Raw genomic sequence first — 2,775 nt, forward strand, 5'->3', positions numbered from 1 at the left:
GCGCTCACCCAAGTGCTTGGGCAGGTGGTCAAGCCGTGCTTCGCCAGTAGCGCGAATGCTCAATTCCCCCAGATTGTATTGCTCCAATTCCAAGGCGGCTTTTGCGAGCGCGACCTGCGCTTCGGCTTGCTGCAAATCCTCTTCGCGGGTGCCGTTAGTGAGTAGCAATAAGTTTTCGTGGGATTTATCCAGATTAGCTTGGGCAGAGTCGCGTTTGGCGCGGGCGCTATCCAGTTCGGCGGCTCCGGCGAGTTTTTTACTCACCAGTGTTTCAGCGCGGGCAAAGGTTTTTTGCGCTTCCACTAATTGGGCTTCGGCACCTTTTACTTGCGAGCGTGCTGCAGCAATGTCTTCCGGTCGCGCACCATTTTGCAATTTAGTGAGATTGGCCTGCGCGCTGGCGAGATTGGCAGCGGCTTTGGCGACCAGCGCCTGCTGGCGGCGATCATCCAGTTGCAGCAATAAGTCGCCCGCTTTGACATCGCTGCCTTCGGCAATAGGTAATTGGGTGATAATTTCGGCGGCGGTCGCTTTGAGTACTATGCGGTCGCGCTCCAGGGTGCCGAGCGCGAGATGGGCGTTGTTGTCACTGCAGGCTGTGAGTTGCAAAGCAAAGCACAAGCTGAGGCCGTAAAATAAGTGTGATTTCATACAAGTCCCTGAGCTATCAATACTAGTAACAAGTGTGCCAGAAAATGATGGGTAACAATTGTTAAAAACTTATAGGTTATTTGTATGCATCCAACAAGATAGAGGTGCTACGGGTTTTGTGTCAGAATCGCGCCAGTTTTCATTTACCATTCGTTAATTTACCAACTGGGGAAGTCTCCATGCTTGCAACCACGCTTACATCGCTTAATGGCATTCCACCTTTTCTCGCTTATTTTGCGGTGGCAATTGTATTAGTCCTGATATTTGTGCGTATTTATACCTGGATGACACCCCATGAGGAGCTGGCATTGATCCGCGCCAATAATTCTGCGGCGGCACTTGCATTTGGTGGTGCGATTATCGGATTTGCATTACCACTGTCCAGTGCGATTACCCATTCGCAGTCATTGCTTGATTGTGCGGTATGGGGCGCAGTTGCTCTAGTTGTACAGATTCTTACTTTTGTTACGTTGCGCGTAGTACTTAAACAATTATCCGAGCGCATCGACAATGGCGAAATGGCGTCCGGTATTTTTGCTGCAACGCTCGCTGTTGCCGTGGGTTTAATTAATGCCGCGTGCATGTCCTACTAATATATCGATAACTGATTGTGGAGTTGAATGATGAAACGCAGTAAAAAAGCCGCATTAGTATTGATGGTTCCTGTTGCCACTTTGTTGCTCGCCGGTTGTGGCGAAGAGCGCGAACAGGCGATGGTATTTACCGACCCAAGTGAATGCAGCGCCGCCGCATTAAATAGCGCCGCCCAGTGCGAGGCCGATTACGCCGCTGCACAAGCCTTGCATCCGCAAGTTGCGCCAAAATATTTAAACAAAGAAGAGTGCGAAGTAGATTTTGGTGCGGGCAATTGCGAAACCGCGCCACAGCAAACCACATCGGGCGGCAGTGTATTTATGCCGATGATGATGGGTTATCTCGCCGGGCAAATGTTGAATCGCGGCGGCAGTAACTTCCAACAGCCCGCTGCTGCCGGTGCAGGAGCTGGAACTAATGTGCCCACGCAGCCGCTGTACAAATCGCGCGATGACCGCGGCACTTTCCGCACGGCAACCAACGCACCCGTCGCCGGTGGTATCGGCCCTATCTCGCTGAAACCCTCGCAAGTAAAACCGCAAGTCGGGCAGGTGGTTCGTCGCGGTGGTTTCGGCCAACAAGCGGCTGCGCGCAACAGTTTTGGTGGTTAATGGATGAAACGTATCAGTGTTGCCGAGCGCGCTAATTGGCGCGCTTATGCCGAAGAAGTCGGGTTTAATTTCCACACCTTTGACGGCGAGCCCTATTGGGATGAAACCGCTTACTATCAATTCAGTTTGCAACAAATTGAAGATGATCTGGAAGCGCCGACCGAAGAATTGCATCAAATGACCATGGATATGGTCGGCGATATTACCCGCAGTGAAGAAATGCTCACGCTGCTCAATATCCCGCGCGATTTCTGGAGTTATATCTGGAACTCCTGGAATAAAGGCGAGCCGCATTTGTATGGCCGTTTTGATTTGGTCTACGACGGCACTGGCCCCGCAAAATTACTCGAATTAAATTACGATACACCTACCTCACTATTTGAAACCGGTTTTTTCCAATGGGTCTGGTTGGAAGACCAAATTAAAAACGGTGTATTACCCGAGCGCGCCGATCAATTTAATTCCCTGCACGACAAAATCGAACAAGCCTTTGCGCAACTCAAATTGCCTCAGCCCTTTTATTTCACCAGCGTGCGCGACAATATTGAAGACCGCGGCACGGTCAATTATTTAATGGATATGGCCGCGCAAACGGGAGTGGATGTGCGCTATATCGCATTGGAAGATATTGGTGACCTAAATGAACAGTTTGTGGATTTGGATAATCAGCCGATCAAAGGTTTATTCAAATTGTATCCTTGGGAATTTATGGTACAGGAAGATTTTGCACGCACCATTACTGCTGCCAATACGCAAATGATCGAACCTGCGTGGAAGATGCTGTTGTCCAATAAAGGCATTTTGCCGCTGCTCTGGCAACGTTACCCCAATCACCCGAATTTATTGCCAGCGTTTTTTGAAACCGCAACGAGCGAACCACTCGGCGCAGGCTGGGTACGCAAACCCTTGTTTTCACGCG

4 protein-coding genes are annotated in these 2,775 nt (G+C 50.4%); 3 read left to right on the forward strand and 1 reads right to left on the reverse strand.

Annotated elements, in window-relative coordinates; genetic code table 11:
• On the reverse strand, window positions 1–651 hold a 651-nt coding region (locus tag ACWA6V_RS20285), incomplete at its 3' end, for an HlyD family secretion protein (RefSeq protein WP_449524191.1).
• Window positions 652–830: 179 nt separating this feature from the next.
• Here ACWA6V_RS20285 and ACWA6V_RS20290 point away from each other — a divergent pair.
• The 3 genes from ACWA6V_RS20290 to ACWA6V_RS20300 form a co-directional block, all read left to right on the forward strand.
• Window positions 831–1,244, forward strand: coding sequence for a DUF350 domain-containing protein (locus ACWA6V_RS20290; protein WP_449524192.1), 414 nt, complete (start codon window positions 831–833; stop codon window positions 1,242–1,244).
• 27 nt (window positions 1,245–1,271) lie between these two features.
• Window positions 1,272–1,856, forward strand: coding sequence for a DUF1190 domain-containing protein (locus ACWA6V_RS20295; protein WP_310074907.1), 585 nt, complete (start codon window positions 1,272–1,274; stop codon window positions 1,854–1,856).
• A 3-nt stretch (window positions 1,857–1,859) separates the two neighbouring features.
• Window positions 1,860–2,775 (forward strand): glutathionylspermidine synthase family protein (locus ACWA6V_RS20300; RefSeq protein WP_449524193.1); only part of this gene is annotated, 916 nt, incomplete at its 3' end.

Source organism: Cellvibrio sp. (assembly GCF_053579595.1).